Consider the following 16,823-nt stretch of genomic DNA (forward strand, 5'->3'; position numbering starts at 1 on the left):
GGCATCGAGGACAGAGAATCATCACTGCACCGCCCAGGGGTAGGCCGAGATGACCTCGCTGGTCCCTGGCTTGACGATGATGCGGACTCCGGTCTCGCCGGCTGTCCCTACCTGGCGGCCCATTTGAACCACGAACGCTCCCGGGTCACCAACTTCTGGCGCCCCGCGCAGGGTCCACGCCTCGTCGACGGTCTTCAAAGCTCCATTCCCACTCGAGAACACCGAGTGCGCCTTCTTGGTCGGATCCGCGATGCTGTGCTGTAGCACATGCGTCAGCCGATGCCCATGCTTCGACCCAGGGCCGTAGATCAAACCAGCCGGCGACTCATAGACCGAGTTCCCGAGACTCTTTAGCTCGAACGGCACCGACTTTGCGGTGTTTGCGGCAACTACGCCACGCGCGACGAAGACAGGACTCGCCCACGGCACCGCTTCCGGCCCCGACGGCGAACCCCGCACGTACGACGCCGCTGCGCTCTGCGACGACAACAGCGCGGGGGCGTCGTAGACGTAGGAGGGCGAGTCGTAGGTGGAGGCGTGCGTCGCCGCAGCCGATGGCGAAGCCCCGAGTAGGGCGAACATGACGGCAAGGGCCGCCGCCAAGACGTGCCACACCGTCGCCCTGAGCCGCACGATCAACGTCCCGCCAGACTGCCCAGGACCCGGGTGAACGGTTCACGGTCGAACGCCACACGCCGCCGGAGCGACCACGCCTCCGCCTCGGCGACGGCGTCCTCGAGCAGCGCCAGGAGCTCGGCTCGCGGCTCCGCCGGTGCCGCTTCGGCAAGCGCGACTTGAACCATGAGCAGCCTCTGAGCCTTGCGGAAGGTGCCGGTTCGCACCCCCTCGAAGTCCGGTTGGATCAGGTGCCCGGCAACGTGGAACACGACATTCAGGTTCAGGGGCGCCTCCATGCCAGTGCGAACTGCGGCGACCTCCGACGTGAGCCGCGCGATCTCATCTGTCCACGCCCGATTTCCCGCCGTGCGACCGCCGACGACCGATCCGATCGAGAAGACCTTGGCCTGCTCCTCCCGATCACGTATCACGGGATGTCTCCTGCGAACTGGCCAGCCCATCGCTCGAAGTTCAGCAGGCCTGGGTCTCGCTCGACGATGAACCGCTCCAGGTTGAGCATCTCGCGGCGGGTCCCGGACTGGAGGATCTCCATGGTCTTGTCCTGCATGAAGGTTTGGCTGTAACGGGTCATCGGGTTCTGGGAGATGCCCGTCTTCAAGTAGCCCGTCTCCGTGCTTGAGAGCCTGTACAGGTACGCCGTCGCCGGGCTCGACGCGGAGTTGCCGTGAACGACCCTCGGTGCAACGGTCGCGACCTCGCTCGCGGTGTTTGCGGCAGTCGCGGGCAACTCAGGTGTTGTTGCCTCGGGGACCGTAGCACGGCGGCCTCCGCCGCCGTTGACCGTGGTGGTGGGGCGCGTCCCCTTGCCGGTCATGGCGCCGATTCCGCCCTTGGCGGGGAGGTACAAGGTGGCGGCGGTGATCGCAGTGGTCTGGACTGCGCTGGTGGCGTGGAACGCCGCGGCTTCGACGTCCCCTGCCTGCACCGCGTCCACGGTCGCATAGGTGTTCGCGACCGCCCCGTACATCGGGTTGAACGTCAACGTCGCAGACGTGTACCAGCCCCACGCGCCGCCACCGTTCTCCTTCGCGATTGCCGGCATCGCGGTGATGGACTGGACGACGGACACCGGGTTGAGCGACCGCGTGACGGAGGTGACGGTGTTGTACGTGCCCTTGCCGAACCCGCTGAGAACATCCCCGATCGACCCCCAGCTGAACAGGCCGGTGGGGTCGGACCAGGTGGTCGGGTTGTTGTTGGCGTAGACGTAGGCGTTCCACTGCTGAGGGTTGGTCAGGTCGAGCACCGGGTCGACGGAGATGAACCGGCCGGTGGTCTCGTCGTAGTAGCGGGCACCGACCTGCGTCAGACCGGTACTCACGTCTCGGGTCTTGTCGAGGAACTGCCGCTCACCGGGGACGTCGACGCCCGCGCCGCGGGCCGCGCCGAACGGGTCGGTGTACTGCTTGACGACCCCGGCCGCGGTCCATGTGGTGTTCGCGATCGCGATCAGGGCCGTGCCGTGCAGGTCGGCGAACAGGGACGTGACCGCCCCCAGACCCTTGCCGGTGCGCACGGCCACGGTCTGCCCGTCGAACGAGTAGTACCGCACCGCGGAGACGACCTTGCCGTGCTCGACGCGGATCTCCTGCCCACCGGGCAGGTAGACCGTCGTGCCGGAGGAGTCCGTGCGGGTCAGACGCTCACCGTTCGCGTCGTAGAGCATCGAGGTCCTCGACCCAGCAGCGCCCACCGCCGTGAGCTCACCCTCACCGTCCCACACCAGCGGCCCCGAACCCGGCCGGGAGGTCTGCCGCCCGGCCGCGTCGTACTCGTAGCCCGCGGTCGTGGGCGCCGCTCCGTTCACCGAGGATGCGCGGCCGATTGACCCGGCTTGTCCCGGGACCTTCGTCTCGGTGGTCAGTCGGGGCGGCTTGTCGCGCTCCACGTGGGCGCGGGGCGTCCTCTAGCGTGGCGGTGTGCCTGAGGTGGAGCCGTACACGCTCGCCGTGGACTGCGGCGGGGGTGGCATCAAGGCGTCGGTGCTCGACGCGGCCGGGACGTTGCACGCGCCCGCGGTGCGGGTGCCGACGCCGTACCCGCTGCCGCCGCAGCGGCTCGTGGAGACGATCGCGGGGATCGCGGCGGACCTGCCGCGCGCGGACCGGCTGACGGTCGGGATGCCGGGGATGATCCGGCACGGCGTGGTCGTCGCGACCCCGCACTACGTGACGAAGCACGGGCCGCGGACGGCGGTCGACCCGGACCTCGTCGTGGCATGGGCGGGGTGCGACATCCGCGCGGCGCTCGAGGCCGGGCTGGGGCTGGCGACGATCGTGCTGAACGACGCCGAGGTGCACGGGGCGGGCGTGGTCTCGGGGACGGGGCTGGAGCTGGTGCTGACGCTCGGCACGGGGCTCGGGTCGGCGCTGTTCGACGGCGGGGCGATCGCGCCGCACCTGGAGCTGTCGCACGCGCCGGTGCGGCGCGGGGTGACGTACGACGAGTACATCGGGCAGCCGGAGCGCCGACGGCTGGGCAACCCGCTGTGGTCGCGGCGCGTGCAGCGCGTGGTCGAGGGGTTCCGGCCGGTGTTCCACTGGGACCGCCTCTACCTGGGCGGGGGCAACGCGCGGCACGTGACCCCGACGGTGCTGGAGCGCCTCGGTGACGACGTGGTCGTCGTGCCGAACCAGGCCGGGATCGTCGGCGGCGTGCGCGCCTGGACGCTCACCCGCGCGAGCTGACCACCCGGCAGGCGGCGCCGATCGTCGGCTGACCGATCTCGCCGCGCGCTCGGTACAGTCGGACGCCATGTCGACCGATGCGCCGAGCCCCGAGCAGCCGCAGGATCCTGTGGCGGTCGCCCTGCCGGACGGCTCGACCGCGACGCTCCGCGAGGGCGAGGCGCCAGCGGTCGACGAGGCTGCACTGGCGGACCTGCGCGCGCTGCCCGCACCCGAGCACCAGGTCGCGTCGTTCGCGGTGCACGCGTTCTCGGGTGACGCCCTGACCGCGAGCCGCGCGCTCGTCGTCGAGGACCTGCTGGCGACGGTGGACGACGAGCCGACCCCGCATGGCCTGCTCGTCGCGCTGCCCGACGCGCGTTCGCTGCTGGTGCACGCGGTGCGCGACGAGCACGTGCTGCGCGCCGCGCACCTCATGGCGACCATCGCGCGCCTGCGCCAGAGCGAGACGGACGCGATCGACGCGGACGTGTTCTACCGCGCCCCGGACGGCACGCTGCAGCGCATCACGGCGCACGCGGACGTCGAGGTCGAGGTGCACGTCGAGGGCGCGTTCGCGGACGCGCTCGCGGCGATGGGCCTGATCGACCCCAGCCGCCGCGCGCGCCGCGCGGCGAGGCGCACGAAGCGCTGAGGCCGCCGCTCGCGCTGCCGTCCGCGAGCGCCGCGGGCACGATGGCCCGATGGCCGGCGACACGACGAACGGTCCGACGAGCCCACCCACGCTGTGGACCGTCGGGCACTCGACGCGCCCGTTCGACGAGCTGCGCGCGATGCTCGACGACGCGGGCGTGACGTGCCTGGTGGACGTGCGCCGGTTCGCCGGCTCGCGCCGCAACCCGCAGTACTCCCCCGACGCGCTGCGCGAACAGCTCGGCGAGGCGTACCTGCCGCTGCCCGCGCTGGGCGGGCGGCGCAGTCCCGCGCCGGACTCGCCCAACGGCGCGTGGCGCGTCGCGGCGTTCCGCGGCTACGCGGACCACCTCGCGAGCGAGGAGTACACCGGCGCCCGCGCGGTGCTCGTGGACCGCGCTCGGCGCGAGCGGTGCGCGGTGATGTGCGCCGAGGCGGTGTGGTGGCGCTGTCACCGCCGGCTCATCGCCGACGACCTCACCGCGCACGGCTGGCGGGTGCTGCACCTCATGGGCCCCGGCAAGACGGTCCCGCACCCGCTCAACCCGGCCGCTCGCCTGGTCGACGGGACGCTGCGCTACCCCGCCGCCGACTGACCGCGGCGCGCACCTGCCAGGCCCGCCACCTCGTCGTACGCCTCCAGCACGGCGCGCGTGAACCGCACGGGCGCGACCACGCTCACCAGGTGCGTCGCGCCGGGCACGACGACGAGCCGCCCGTCCCGGCACGCGGCGAGGAACGCGCGCTCGTCGCCGCGGAAGTGGTCGTAGCGACCGTTGACCAGCCACACCGGTGCGGGCACGCGCGCGAGGTCACCCACCGGGTCGAGCGCGCCGACCTCGCGCAGCACGTCCGCCATGACGTCGAGCGCGAACCCGCCCGCGCCCAGGTCCTCGCCCGCGGCGGGCGGGAGCATGAGACGCACGAACGCGTCGTTGAGCCCCGCACCCCGGTCGGGCAGCCGCGCGATCGCCGACGCGAGCGCCGCCCACCCGCCGACGAGCAAGCGCCGCGGCCGCGTGCAGCAGCCCGCCGCGACGAGCCCCGCGACCTGCTCAGGGTGGCGCGCGGCGTGCGTCACGGCGACGTACGCGCCGAGCGACAGCCCGACGACGAGCGCGCGCCCGCCGAGCCCGTCGACCGCGTCCGCGATCGTCGTGACCGCTCCGTCGACCGTGAACCGTTCCGCGGCACGTGTGCCGTGCCCGGGCAGGTCGACCGCGGTCGTCGGCACGCCCGCGCGCGTGAGCGCCTCCACCTGAGGCCGCCACATGGTGCGCGACGTCCGCACCCCGTGGACCAGCACCACCCCCACGTCCCCCACGTGCACGACCGTACTCCGGACACCCGGGACCTAGGTCACCCGTCCGGCCCTGTGACCAAACGGGGCGTTCCCGGCGCGTTCGTCGGCGGGTGGTCCGCCTCGCGCGCGCGATCCCTAACGTCGACGACACCCCATCTCCGAGCCGAGGACCTCATGCGTCTGACCGCACCGCTGCGCCGCGTGACCGCCGCGCTCGCCACCGCCTCACTCACGTTCGCGGCCCTCGCGACGGGGCTCGTCGCCCCCGCGTCCGCCGCCGTCGGCCTCGTCGTCGACGACTTCGCGGGCACCTCCATGGGCACGCGCGAGCTCCTCGTGCCCAGCGGGTACGACTGCCAGCCCACGCGCAGCACCACGGCCACGCCCGGCACGGGCACGCTGACGGTCGACGTCCGGGTCCCCGACTCCGTCGGCTGCACCTTCGCCGACGCGCGGATCCGGTGGACCGCCGCGAGCAGCGTCGACATCACGGCGGGCGGCGCGGACCGGATCGAGCTCCGCTACCGCGACGTGCTGCCCAACCAGCCCGGTGCGGTGTCGTTCGGGCTCGAGCTGAGGGACGTCAACGGTCGGGTCGCGACGGTGGGCGGGCTGTCCCGCAACGGCGGCGCGGCGTCCGACTGGCTCACGGTCCGCTACACGCCCGCGTACGTCGGTGACGTCGCGGTGCTGAACTTCCAGTCCGGGTTCGACCGCCAGCAGGTCAAGAGCGTGACCCTGTCCGTGGCAGCGGCGACCTCGTACCAGAACATCTCGGTGACGCTCCAGCAGATCGGCACGAGCAACGGCGAGCCCGTCTACGAGGCTCCCGCGTTCACGAGCACCGCTGCGCTCGTCTTCCCGCCGTCGACGACCACGACCCGCACGGTCACGGTCACGGGCAACCCGGCACCGGACGTCACCCTCACCTCCGCGAAGCCGGCGTGGATGACGGTCTCGACGAGCAAGGCGGGCTCGACGACGACCGTCACGCTCTCCGGTGACCCGGGCACGTCCTACACCGACACCTCGATCTCGCTGCGCGCCGACGGCGCGGGCTCGCTCACCACGAACGCGACCATCCCGGTGGTCGTGCCCTCGCCGGTCTCGGTCACCTACTCGGGCGCCAACGCGACGCTCGGCACCGTCACCAGCACGACGATCGGCACCGCGGCGTCGACGCCCGCATCCTCGATCCTCGGCCCGACCACCGGGCTCCCCCCGGGCACGTCCCTGTCGATGTCCGGCTCCGACCTGCGTCTGACCGGCACCCCCACCACCACGGGCACCTACACGGTGGCGACGACCGTCGGCAACGCCTACCGGACCGCGCCGTTCAGCACGCAGGTCGTCGTCGGCGTGAAGCCCACCCTCGAACCGGTCGACGACCTCTGGCTCGTCCACGGCGAGCCGTTCGAGATCCCGCTCACGACGACCGGGTACCCGGCACCGAACGTCTCCATCCTGAGCCGGCCGGTCTGGGCCAACTTCGCCGGCGGAGTCCTCAGCGGCACCGCCCCGACCACCGACAGCGCGGTCTCGGTCATGGTGCTCGCCAACAACGCGTGGGGCTCCGACGTCGACACCTTCGTGATCAACGTCGGTCCGCGGCCCACCGTGACCGCACCCGGCACGACCGTCGTCACCGCCGGAGAGCTCACCGCGATCCCGCTGACGGCCACGGGTGCCACCTCCACGTCGGCCACGGGGCTGCCCGCGGGGCTCTCGGTCGTCTCGAGCGGCGGCACCTGGACGATCACCGGGACCCCGACGCGCCCGACGAGCGTCGCCGAGACCTCCGGCACCGCGACGATCACCGCGACGAGCGCGTTCGGCACGGCGACCGCCACCTGGGCGTGGACCGTTCAGGCGGCCCCCCTGCTCACCGGGCCGACGGCGGTGTCGACGACGGTCGGCACCGCGCTGAGCGGCGCGACCCTCACCTCGACCGGCTACCCCGCCCCGACGCTCGCCGCGGAGGTCCTCGACGACGGCGCGCTGCCGGCGGGCCTGTCGTTCGACACGAGCACCCCGGGGACCGTCGCGGTCGTCGGGACGCCCACCACGAGCGGCACGGTCGTCGTCCGGGTCACCGCGGACAACGGCGTCGGTCCCGTCGTGGTGCGTGACGTGACGGTGAGCGCGCTGACCGGCCCGTCGTTCGCCCAGACCTCCCCGGGCCTCACCGTGGCCGCGGGCTCGTCCGCCGCGCTCACGCTGGTGTGGAGCGGGCACGAGCGTCCGACGCTCACGCTCGGCTCCACGCTGCCGTCGTGGCTGTCCTTCGACGCCGCGAGCGGCACGTTCTCCGCCGAGCCGACCGCGGGCGTCGAGGGCGTGTTCGGCCCGTACGCGGTGACCGCGACGAACGCCACGGGCACCGCGGTCGCGAACGTGACCGTCACGGTCACAGCACCGCCGGTGGTCGAGCTGAACGTCGGCGGGATCACGGCGGGCGTCGGGTACGACCTGGGCGCGTGGACGATCGCGCGGTACAGCGGCTACCCCGTGCCCACGGTCGAGGTGACGGACCTGCCCCCGGGCGTCGTCGCCACCGCCGCCCACGGCGAGATCACGCTCACCGGCACCGCGACGGCGACCGGCACGTACACCGCCACGTTCGTCGCGACGAACGCGCACGGCACCGACGTCGAGGAGCTCCGGGTCGAGATCACGTCGCCCCCGACGCTCTCGGCACCGACGACGCTCGCGATCCCGGTCGGCGTCGAGACGACCCTGCCGATCACGGTCGGCGGCTACCCGCGTCCGACGCTCGAGGCGACCGGCCTGCCGGCGGGCCTCGTGCTCGACGGCGCCGCGGGGACCGTCTCCGGCACCCCGACCACGCCCGGTCGGTACACCGTCGAGCTCGAGGTCACGTACGACGGCAGCCCGACGGACGCCGACCCGGTGACGATGACGCTCGACGTCACCGCTGCCCCGACGTTCGCGACCACCCCGGTCACGACGGCCCTGCGCCTGGGCACGGCGGCCGACGTCGCCGCGTTCACGGTCGCCGGGCACCCGACGCCCACCGTGACCGCCGTCGGCCTGCCCGCGGGTCTGTCGCTCGCGCAGGACGGCGCGGCCGTGCGGCTCGTCGGCACGCCGTCGCAGACCGGCACGTTCGACGTGGAGGTCGGGCTGACCTCGACCGTCGGCACCGACTCGCTCGACTGGACCGTCGTCGTGCAGGAGCCTGCGGGCGTCTCTGTCCCCGTGACGGTCACCGTGGACGTCGACGAGGAGATCACCCCGGTCGTCGTCACGACGAGCGGCTACCCCGTTCCGGCCGTCACCGCCACCGGCCTGCCGGACGGTCTCGAGGTCGTCACGGACGGCTCCGGGACGCGCATCGTCGGCACGCCCACGCAGGACGGTGCGCACGCCGTCGTCCTGACGGCGATCAACGGCGTCGGCACGGCCGCGATCACGTCCCTGCTGATCCACGTGCAGTCCACGCCGGACCTCGGCGACGACCGCGAGATCACGTGGGCGGCGGGGGTCGCCAACGCGCACCGGATCGACGCGACCGGGTACCCCGCACCGGTCCTCGCGGTGTCGGGTCTGCCGACGTGGCTCTCCTTCAACGCGGCCACCCAGGTCCTCTCCGGTGTCCCCACCGAGGCCGACCAGGGCGCCGACAGCGTCGTCACCGTGACCGCGACCAACGCCGCGGGCACCGACACGGCCGAGATCCGGCTCGTCGTCACCGCCGCGCCGAGCGCGGCGGACACCGACGGCACGACGACCGTGCGCGCCGGCGTCGCGGTCGACGAGGCACTCACGACGGTGGCGGGCTACCCCGTCCCGACGCCCACCGCGGTCGGGCTGCCCGACGGGCTGGACGTGGCCGTCGTCGGCGGCGAGCTCCGGCTCACGGGCACGACGACCGAGTCCGGCACCCACGAGGTCGAGGTCACGCTCACGAACGGCTCCGGCCCCGACCTCGTCGTCCCGTGGACCGTCGTGGTCGAGGAGCCCGCGGCGCTGACCGGCCCCGACACCGTGCAGGTGACGCTGGGCGGCGCGGTCGACGAGACGTTCACCGCGACCGGTCACCCGCTGCCGTCGGTCACCGCGACCGGTCTGCCCGCGGGGCTCGCCTGGGTGCCGACCGTCGGCGGCGGCCGCCTCGTCGGCACGCCGACCGCGCCGGGGACGTCGACGGTCGTCGTCACCGCGCACAACGGCGTCGACGCCGACGCGGCCCTGGAGGTCACGCTCACCGTCGACCTGCGTCCCGTCGTGGTGACGCTGTCGACCGGTGCGGTCCGCGTCGGTGAGGACCTCGAGGTGCGCGCCAGCGGCCTCCAGGACGGCGAGGCCGTCGAGGTCTGGCTGCACTCCACGCCGCAGCTGCTGGCCACCGCCACGGCCGACGCCGACGGCGAGCTCGACCTGACGGTCACGGTGCCGGCCGGGACCCCGGTCGGGGCGCACAGCGTCGTCGTCGAGGCCGCGTCCGGCGCGACCGGGACCGCAGCGGTCCTGGTGCTCGCCGCCGCGGAGCCGGAGCCCACCCCGACGGACCCCGAGCCGACGACGGACCCGGAGCCGACGACCGGGCCGACGCCGAACCCGTCCCCGACGGCCGGCAGCGGGTCGGGCGACGACGACCTCGCGACCACCGGGTCGGACCTGGCCGGGCTCCTGGCCCTCGGCGTCCTCGGCATGGCCGCGGGTGCGATGGTCCTCCTGGTCCGGCGGCGCCGGGCCTGACGGACGCGACGAGGGCGGGCACCCGGTGCGGGGTGCCCGCCCTCGTCGCGTCCGGGCGGGCCGTGGAGCCCGGTGCGCCCGGTGAGCACGGGGCGTAGCGTGGCGGGGTCGCCGACCGCAGGAGGTCGCATGAACCGGCCCGTCGTGAGGCTCACGTCCGTCACCCTCGGCACCGACGAGCCCGCGCTGCTCGCCGCGTTCTACGCCCGGCTCCTGGGCGGGGAGGTGGCCGCCACCGAAGCGCCCTCCCCCGAGGGCCCCGGCTGGGCGCAGGTGCGCGTCCCCGACGGCCCGACGCTCAACTTCGAGGGCGAGGTGCAGTTCCGGCGACCCGCGTGGCCCGCCGTCCCGGGCGGGCAGAACGCGACCGAGCACCTCGATCTGTGGGTCGACGACCTCGTCGCCGCCACGCGCTGGGCGATCGAGTGCGGTGCGACCCTCGCCGGCGTCCAGCCGCAGGCGGACGTCCGGGTGCTGCTCGACCCCTCGGGTCACCCGTTCTGCCTGTTCCTCTGACCCGGCGCGCGCCAGGACCCGGGATGCACGAAGGCCCGGACACCTGACGGCGTCCGGGCCTTGCGACGTGCTGTGCGGACTCAGGCCTTGTCGGCCGACTCCTCGGCGGGCGCCTCGTCGACGACGGGCGCCTCGTCGACGACGGTCTCCTCGACCTTGGCGTCCTCGACCTTCTCGGCCTTCTTCGGCGCGGCCTTCGCGGTGGCCTTCGTGGCCTCCTTGACGACGGCCTGCTTCGGCGAGAGCGGCTCACGCACGATCTCGATCACGGCGAGGGGCGCGTTGTCACCCTTGCGCGGACCGATCTTCGTGATGCGCGTGTAGCCACCGTTGCGCTCGGCCAGGGCCGGGGCGATCTCGGTGAACAGCGTGTGCACGACGCTCTTGTCCTTGACGACGGTCAGGACGCGACGACGCGCGTGCAGGTCGCCGCGCTTGGCGAACGTGATGAGGCGCTCGGCGAGGGGGCGCAGGCGCTTGGCCTTGGCCTCCGTCGTCGTGATGCGGCCGTGCTCGAACAGCGACGTCGCGAGGTTCGCGAGGATCAGCCGCTCGTGCGCCGGTCCGCCACCGAGCCGGGGACCCTTGGTGGGCGTAGGCATTGGTCAAATCTCCTTGAAGTTCTTCGTCAAGTACCGAGTCAGTGGTCCCGAGTCAGTACTGCCAACCGGTGCTGAGGGTCAGTACTGCTCGTCCTCGACGAAGTCGCCCTCGTCGTCGCCGTAGTAGGCCGACGCGGACGGGTCGAAGTCGAGCGGGCTGTCCTTGAGGGACAGACCGAGCTCGGCGAGCTTCTCCTTGACCTCCGTGATCGACTTCGCGCCGAAGTTGCGGATGTCCAGGAGGTCGGCCTCCGAACGGGCGACGAGCTCGCCGACCGTGTGGATGCCCTCACGCTTGAGGCAGTTGTACGAACGGATCGTCAGCTGCAGGTCCTCGATCGGCAGCGCCAGGTCCGCGGCCAGGGCCGCGTCCGTCGGCGACGGGCCGATCTCGATGCCCTCGGCCTCGACGTTCAGCTCACGCGCCAGGCCGAACAGCTCGACGAGCGTCTTGCCGGCCGACGCGAGCGCGTCGCGCGGGCTGATGGCCGCCTTCGTCTCGACGTCGACGATGAGCTTGTCGAAGTCCGTGCGCTGCTCGACACGCGTCGCCTCGACCTTGTAGGTCACCTTGAGGACCGGCGAGTAGATCGAGTCGACCGGGATGCGGCCGATCTCGGCGTCGAACGTCTTGTTCTGCGCGGCCGACACGTAGCCACGGCCGCGCTCGACGGTCAGCTCGATCTCGAGCTTGCCCTTGTCGTTGAGCGTCGCGAGGTGCAGGTCGGGGTTGTGCACCTCGACGCCCGCCGGCGGCACGATGTCCGCGGCGGTGACCTCACCCGGGCCCTGCTTGCGCAGGTACATCACGACGGGCTCGTCGTTCTCCGACGAGACCACGAGGTTCTTGATGTTGAGGATGATCTCGGTGACGTCCTCCTTGACCCCCGGCACGGTCGAGAACTCGTGCAGGACGCCGTCGATACGGATCGACGTGACGGCGGCACCGGGGATGGAGGACAGCAGCGTCCGGCGGAGCGAGTTGCCGAGCGTGTAGCCGAAGCCCGGCTCGAGCGGCTCGATGGAGAACCGCGAACGGTTCTCCGAGATGACCTCTTCGGCCAGGGTGGGGCGCTGTGCGATCAGCACGGTGTGATTCCTCTCAGCGGACGTCCGCCATATGACGCCACGCAGGTGTTGCGATCCCGGTCATGCCTCGGTCCGCATCCCGGGAGATGACTTGACGACCTACGCCCGTGCCGGGCCGAGCAGGGGCACGGCCCGGCACGGGCGAGGGGTCAGACGCGGCGGCGCTTCGGCGGACGGCAGCCGTTGTGCGCCTGCGGCGTGACGTCCTGGATCGAACCGACCTCGAGACCGGCGGCCTGCAGCGAACGGATCGCCGTCTCGCGGCCCGAGCCCGGGCCCTTGACGAAGACGTCGACCTTGCGCATGCCGTGCTCCTGCGCACGACGGGCGGCGGCCTCGGCGGCGAGCTGCGCGGCGAACGGCGTCGACTTGCGCGAGCCCTTGAAGCCGACCTGGCCGGACGACGCCGACGAGATCACGGCACCCGAGGGGTCGGTGATCGAGATGATCGTGTTGTTGAACGTGCTCTTGATGTGCGCCTGGCCGTGGGAGACGTTCTTCTTCTCCTTGCGGCGCGGCTTGCGCACGGCGGTACGGGACTTGGGAGGCATCTGCTCTTCTTCTCTCTACGGATCGGGCTGCCGGAAGCGGCGGGCGGTTACTTGCGCCCGGCCTTCTTCTTGCCGGCGACGGTGCGCTTCGGGCCCTTGCGGGTACGCGCGTTGGTCTTCGTGCGCTGGCCGCGCACCGGAAGGCCGCGGCGGTGACGCAGGCCCTCGTAGCAGCCGATCTCCACCTTGCGGCGGATGTCCGCGGCGACCTCACGGCGGAGGTCACCCTCGAGCTTGTAGTTGCCCTCGAGGTAGTCACGCAGCGCGACGAGCTCGGTGTCGCCGAGCTCCTTCACGCGCAGGTCGCCGGAGATGCCGGTGGCCGCAAGGGTCTCCTTGGCGCGCGTGCGGCCAACTCCGTAGATGTAGGTGAGCGCGATCTCCAGCCGCTTCTCGCGGGGGAGGTCGACGCCGACAAGACGTGCCATGTGCCTGGTGGCTCCTGTTACTGCTCGGAGGTCTTCCGCAGCACCCTCCCGCGTTCGTGCGGGCCCCGGCCTCCGAGCCGAGGGTTCAACGGTCCCGGCGATGCCGGACCCGAGGTGATGCTGCGCTGGGTTGCCCCGGAGGGCAGGTGATGCGTGGGCGTCAGCCCTGACGCTGCTTGTGGCGCAGGTTCTCGCAGATCACCTGGACGCGACCGTGCCGGCGGATCACCTTGCACTTGTCGCAGATCTTCTTGACGCTGGGCTTGACCTTCATCGCGTGTTTCCTCCGCCGCCGCGTGACCCGGAGGGGACCGGCGGCGATGTCGTGGTGATTACTTGTAGCGGTAGACGATGCGACCGCGGGACAGGTCGTACGGGCTCAGCTCGACGACCACCCGGTCCTCAGGGAGGATCCGGATGTAGTGCTGTCGCATCTTGCCCGAGATGTGGGCGAGCACCTTGTGGCCGTTGGTGAGCTCCACGCGGAACATCGCGTTCGGCAGCGCCTCGACGACACTGCCCTCGATCTCGATGACGCCGTCCTTCTTCGCCATGTCCTCCGCTAACTGTCGGTCGTGTCGAGCACCACGAGGTCCACGCGAACCGGCATGCCGCCGGAACGTCGTCGAGATCGTGGAAGGGAGCGGGTGCTGCCCCGGTGCCGTCCGGCCGGTCTCCCGGTCACGGACGACGAACAGAGCGCACACACCCAACGGGCTACTTTACGCCATGCCACCCATTCGACGAAACCGCTCCGGTGACCCCGAGACGTGACGTCCGACTCCCCCGCCGCGTGCTCAGGGGCGTCGGAGCCCGTGCCGGGCCGCAGCACCGGCGGTGGGAGCGGGCGTCGCCCGCTCCGGTCAGTCGAGGGGCGTCGGCGTCACACCGTGCGGCGCGAGACCCGCCAGACCGCCGTCGCGCGCCGTGAGCACCCAGATCCCGCCGTCGAGGATCGCGACCGTGTGCTCCCAGTGGGCCGCGCGCGAGCCGTCCTCCGTGACGACCGTCCAGTCGTCGGCGAGCACCCGCGTCGCCTGCTCACCGCGCACGAGCATCGGCTCGACCGCGACGCACAGGCCCGGGCGGACCTTCGCCCCGCGGTCCCGCGTGCGGTAGTTCAGCACGTCCGGCGGCTGGTGCATCGCCGACCCGATGCCGTGACCGACGTAGTCCTCCACCACGCCGAGCCGCACGCCACCGTTGCGCCCGGCCGTGTGCGCGCCGTCCACGACGTCCTCGACCGCGTCACCGACGGCACCGAGGCGGTCGGCACCGGCGAGCGCCGCGATGCCGGCCCACATGGCCTCCTCGCCGGTCGCGACGAGCTCGCGGTCCTCGACCGTGCCGTCGCCCAGGACGAACGACAGCGCGCTGTCGCCGTGCCACCCGTCGACGACCGCACCGCAGTCGATCGACACGACGTCGCCCTCCGCGAGCACCCGCCCGCCGGGGATGCCGTGCACCACCTCGTCGTTCACCGACACGCACACCGTCGCGGGGTACCCGTGGTAGCCCAGGAACGACGGCGCCGCACCCGCCTGCACGATCACCCGTGCCGCGGCCGCGTCGACGTCCGCCGTCGTCGCGCCGGGCACAGCAGCCGCACGGGCCGCGTCGAGCGCGTCGGCGACGACGAGCCCGGCACGCCGCATGACGCGCACCTGGTCGGCGCTCTTGTACTCGATCCGTTCGCGGCCGAACACGTGAACCACCGTCCTCCGCCCGCTCAGCGGGCGGGCGAGCCGATCGCCACGAGCAGGCGCTCAGTGACCTCGTCGACCTCGCCGATGCCGTCGACGCGCGCCAGCAGGCCGCGCTGCGAGTAGACGTCCGAGATCGGGGCGGTCTGCTCGGCGTAGACGTCGAGCCGGTGGCGGATGACGTCCTCGGTGTCGTCCTCGCGACCCTCGATCTCGGCGCGCTTGAGCAGGCGCTCCGCGACGACCTCGGGGTCCGCGGTGATCTCGACCGCGAGGTCGAGGGACAGGCCGGCGTCCGCGAGGATCGCGTCGAGCTCGGCGACCTGGGCGACGTTGCGGGGGTAGCCGTCGAGCAGGAACCCACCCGCGGTGTCGTCCTGCGCGAGTCGGTCACGGACCATCGCGTTCGTGATCTCGTCGGGCACCAAGGCGCCCCGCGACGAGTACTCCTGCGCCTTGCGGCCGAGCTCCGTGCCGCCCTTGATGTTGGCGCGGAAGATGTCGCCCGTCGAGATCGCGGGGACCGCGAGGCGCTCGGCGAGGCGGGCCGCCTGCGTGCCCTTGCCCGCTCCGGGCGGGCCGAGCAGGACCAGACGCGTGCTCATCGGAGGAACCCTTCGTAGTGCCGCTGCTGCAGCTGGGACTCGATCTGCTTGACGGTCTCGAGGCCGACGCCGACGACGATCAGGATCGACGAGCCGCCGAACGGGATGTTCTGGCCGACGTCGAGCATGATGAACGCGATCGTCGGGATCAGCGCCACGACCGCGAGGTACAGCGAGCCGGGCGCCGTGATGCGCGAGATCACGTAGCTGAGGTAGTCGGCGGTCGGGCGGCCGGCACGGATGCCGGGGATGAAGCCGCCGTACTTCTTCATGTTGTCCGCGACCTCGTCCGGGTTGAACGTGATCGCCGTGTAGAAGTAGCAGAAGAAGATGATCAGCACGACGTACAGCGCGAGGTTCAGCGGCGCGTCCTGCGCGGCGAGGTTCTGCGAGACCCACCGGACCCAGTCCGCGGTCTGGTCGCCGAACTGCGCGATGATCCCCGGGATCGCCAGGAGCGACGACGCGAAGATGATCGGGATGACGCCGGCCATGTTGATCTTGATCGGGATGTAGGTGCTCGACCCGCCGTACATGCGGCGGCCCACCATGCGCTTGGCGTACTGCACCGGGATGCGGCGCTGGCTCTGCTCGACGAAGACGACGAGCGCGATGACGAGCACGATGATCGCCAGGACGACGATGAACTTCGTCAGGCCGTTGTTGCCACCCGCGATCGACCACATGGCGGTCGGGAAGCTCGCGGCGATCGACGTGAAGATGAGCAGCGACATGCCGTTGCCGACGCCGCGCTCGGTGATGAGCTCGCCGAGCCACATGATCAGGCCCGTGCCCGCGGTCATCGTGATGACCATGATGACGAGCGTCGTCCACGACGAGTCCGGGATGACGTCGACGGTGCACCCGCCGAAGAGCTGGCCGCTGCGCGCGATCGTGATGACCGTCGTCGACTGCAGGACGGCGAGCGCGATGGTCAGGTAGCGGGTGTACTGCGTGAGCTTCGCGGTACCCGACTGCCCTTCCTTGTGCAGCTCCTCGAACTTCGGGATCACGACGCGCAGCAGCTGCACGATGATGCTCGCGGTGATGTACGGCATGATCCCGAGCGCGAACACCGACAGCTGGAGCAGGGCTCCACCGCTGAACAGGTTCACCAGCCCGAGCAGGTCGTTCTCCGTACCCGCCTCGTCGATGCACTGCTGCACGTTGGGGTAGGACACCCCGGGCGTGGGCAGGAAGGATCCGATGCGGAACACCACCATGATGCCGATGGTGAAGAGCAGCTTCCGCCGCAGGTCGGGCGTCCGGAACGCCCGCACGAATGCGCCTAGCACCTGTCCTCCTGGGTAGCCGCTCGTGCGGCAGTCGTCAGCCACCCGGCGAT

The 16,823-nt window shown here is 71.9% G+C and carries 18 protein-coding genes; 5 read left to right on the top strand and 13 right to left on the bottom strand.

Going from position 1 to position 16,823, the window contains the following annotated elements:
* Nucleotides 1-21: 21 nt before the first annotated feature.
* From F1D97_RS16165 to F1D97_RS16175, 3 genes are read right to left on the bottom strand one after another with little or no spacing between them, the layout of a single operon-like run.
* Nucleotides 22-639, bottom strand: a complete 618-nt coding sequence (locus F1D97_RS16165; RefSeq protein ID WP_236121516.1) for a hypothetical protein — start codon at nucleotides 637-639, stop codon at nucleotides 22-24.
* A complete protein-coding gene (locus F1D97_RS16170; RefSeq protein ID WP_236121517.1) occupies nucleotides 636-1,049 on the bottom strand; it encodes a hypothetical protein in 414 nt (137 codons plus the stop codon). Before F1D97_RS16170 ends, F1D97_RS16165 begins: the two co-directional genes overlap by 4 nt.
* Nucleotides 1,046-2,527 carry an RHS repeat-associated core domain-containing protein gene (locus F1D97_RS16175; protein WP_236121518.1) on the bottom strand — a complete coding sequence of 494 codons (1,482 nt, stop codon included), beginning with the start codon at nucleotides 2,525-2,527 and terminating at the stop codon, nucleotides 1,046-1,048. Before F1D97_RS16175 ends, F1D97_RS16170 begins: the two co-directional genes overlap by 4 nt.
* A 31-nt stretch (nucleotides 2,528-2,558) precedes the next feature.
* Between F1D97_RS16175 and F1D97_RS16180 the strand changes: the two genes are divergently transcribed.
* From F1D97_RS16180 to F1D97_RS16190, 3 genes are all read left to right on the top strand, one after another.
* Nucleotides 2,559-3,326 carry an ROK family protein gene (locus tag F1D97_RS16180; protein ID WP_236121519.1) on the top strand — a complete coding sequence of 256 codons (768 nt, stop codon included), beginning with the start codon at nucleotides 2,559-2,561 and terminating at the stop codon, nucleotides 3,324-3,326.
* Nucleotides 3,327-3,393: 67 nt separating this feature from the next.
* A complete protein-coding gene (locus F1D97_RS16185; protein WP_236121520.1) occupies nucleotides 3,394-3,960 on the top strand; it encodes a hypothetical protein in 567 nt (188 codons plus the stop codon).
* Nucleotides 3,961-4,009: 49 nt separating this feature from the next.
* A complete protein-coding gene (locus tag F1D97_RS16190) occupies nucleotides 4,010-4,555 on the top strand; it encodes a DUF488 domain-containing protein (protein WP_236121521.1) in 546 nt (181 codons plus the stop codon).
* Here F1D97_RS16190 and F1D97_RS16195 read toward each other — a convergent pair.
* Nucleotides 4,537-5,283, bottom strand: a complete 747-nt coding sequence (locus tag F1D97_RS16195; RefSeq protein WP_236121522.1) for an alpha/beta fold hydrolase — start codon at nucleotides 5,281-5,283, stop codon at nucleotides 4,537-4,539. The genes F1D97_RS16190 and F1D97_RS16195 overlap by 19 nt on opposite strands.
* A gap of 153 nt (nucleotides 5,284-5,436) precedes the next feature.
* Here F1D97_RS16195 and F1D97_RS16200 point away from each other — a divergent pair, with 153 nt between their 5' ends.
* Together F1D97_RS16200 and F1D97_RS16205 are read left to right on the top strand one after the other, a co-directional pair.
* Nucleotides 5,437-9,984, top strand: coding sequence for a beta strand repeat-containing protein (locus tag F1D97_RS16200; RefSeq protein WP_236121523.1), 4,548 nt, complete (start codon nucleotides 5,437-5,439; stop codon nucleotides 9,982-9,984).
* A 129-nt stretch (nucleotides 9,985-10,113) separates the two neighbouring features.
* Nucleotides 10,114-10,500, top strand: a complete 387-nt coding sequence (locus F1D97_RS16205) for a VOC family protein (RefSeq protein WP_236121524.1) — start codon at nucleotides 10,114-10,116, stop codon at nucleotides 10,498-10,500.
* A gap of 80 nt (nucleotides 10,501-10,580) precedes the next feature.
* Here the strand turns inward: F1D97_RS16205 and rplQ are convergent, their stop codons facing one another.
* From rplQ to secY, 9 genes are all read right to left on the bottom strand, one after another.
* Nucleotides 10,581-11,102: a 50S ribosomal protein L17 gene (gene rplQ, locus F1D97_RS16210; RefSeq protein WP_236121525.1), complete on the bottom strand. Its 522-nt coding sequence runs from the start codon at nucleotides 11,100-11,102 to the stop codon at nucleotides 10,581-10,583.
* Nucleotides 11,103-11,180: 78 nt separating this feature from the next.
* Nucleotides 11,181-12,191: a DNA-directed RNA polymerase subunit alpha gene (locus F1D97_RS16215; protein WP_236121526.1), complete on the bottom strand. Its 1,011-nt coding sequence runs from the start codon at nucleotides 12,189-12,191 to the stop codon at nucleotides 11,181-11,183.
* 149 nt (nucleotides 12,192-12,340) lie between these two features.
* The gene (rpsK, locus tag F1D97_RS16220) at nucleotides 12,341-12,742 is read right to left on the bottom strand and encodes a 30S ribosomal protein S11 (protein ID WP_019136350.1); all 402 of its coding nucleotides are present in this window, start codon (nucleotides 12,740-12,742) and stop codon (nucleotides 12,341-12,343) included.
* Between the two features lie 47 nt (nucleotides 12,743-12,789).
* Nucleotides 12,790-13,170 (bottom strand): 30S ribosomal protein S13, encoded by a 381-nt coding sequence (gene rpsM, locus F1D97_RS16225; protein ID WP_236121527.1) that lies wholly within the window; start codon nucleotides 13,168-13,170, stop codon nucleotides 12,790-12,792.
* Nucleotides 13,171-13,330: 160 nt separating this feature from the next.
* Nucleotides 13,331-13,444 (bottom strand): 50S ribosomal protein L36, encoded by a 114-nt coding sequence (gene rpmJ / locus F1D97_RS16230; RefSeq protein WP_013117849.1) that lies wholly within the window; start codon nucleotides 13,442-13,444, stop codon nucleotides 13,331-13,333.
* Nucleotides 13,445-13,502: 58 nt separating this feature from the next.
* The gene (gene infA, locus F1D97_RS16235) at nucleotides 13,503-13,724 is read right to left on the bottom strand and encodes a translation initiation factor IF-1 (protein ID WP_013770189.1); all 222 of its coding nucleotides are present in this window, start codon (nucleotides 13,722-13,724) and stop codon (nucleotides 13,503-13,505) included.
* Between the two features lie 309 nt (nucleotides 13,725-14,033).
* A complete protein-coding gene (gene map / locus F1D97_RS16240) occupies nucleotides 14,034-14,876 on the bottom strand; it encodes a type I methionyl aminopeptidase (protein ID WP_236121528.1) in 843 nt (280 codons plus the stop codon).
* A 23-nt stretch (nucleotides 14,877-14,899) separates the two neighbouring features.
* Nucleotides 14,900-15,478: an adenylate kinase gene (locus F1D97_RS16245; protein ID WP_236121529.1), complete on the bottom strand. Its 579-nt coding sequence runs from the start codon at nucleotides 15,476-15,478 to the stop codon at nucleotides 14,900-14,902.
* Nucleotides 15,475-16,773 (bottom strand): preprotein translocase subunit SecY, encoded by a 1,299-nt coding sequence (gene secY / locus F1D97_RS16250; protein ID WP_236121530.1) that lies wholly within the window; start codon nucleotides 16,771-16,773, stop codon nucleotides 15,475-15,477. The genes F1D97_RS16245 and secY overlap by 4 nt, the downstream gene beginning before the upstream one ends.
* Nucleotides 16,774-16,823: the final 50 nt, after the last annotated feature.

This window comes from Cellulomonas palmilytica (assembly GCF_021590045.1).
Lineage (GTDB): Bacteria > Actinomycetota > Actinomycetes > Actinomycetales > Cellulomonadaceae > Cellulomonas > Cellulomonas palmilytica.